At 38.5% G+C, this 273-nt stretch carries 1 protein-coding gene; it reads right to left on the bottom strand.

The window, feature by feature from the left end:
- Positions 1-273: hypothetical protein (locus FC86_RS06610; protein ID WP_162257572.1), on the bottom strand; the 273-nt coding region annotated here is incomplete at both ends.

Below are 273 nucleotides of genomic sequence, written 5' to 3'. Positions count from 1 at the left end.
GCTTCATATCCTTTGGTATAAGCTTGTCCTGAGTCGGCTGCTTTGTTGTCTTTGTTTAGACTAGCTTTCATACCTGTTTGAGTATCTCTGTACCCTGCTTTATAACTTTCACTATGAGTATCAGATTCTAACAATTCAACAGTTGGATTAGCTAAAGCTGCTTTAATTCCTTCAACACGATCATATGCTGCTACATATTGGGCATTTGCATTGTCAGGTTTTCGATTTCCAGCAAATCCAGCTTTAGCTCCATCAAATCCTGACTTAAAGTCA

Origin of the sequence: Holzapfeliella floricola DSM 23037 = JCM 16512 (assembly GCF_001436605.1) — a bacterium.
Lineage (GTDB): Bacteria > Bacillota > Bacilli > Lactobacillales > Lactobacillaceae > Holzapfeliella > Holzapfeliella floricola.
The sequence above is the reverse complement of the archived record's forward strand: the minus strand, read 5'-3'. Positions and strand labels throughout refer to the sequence as shown.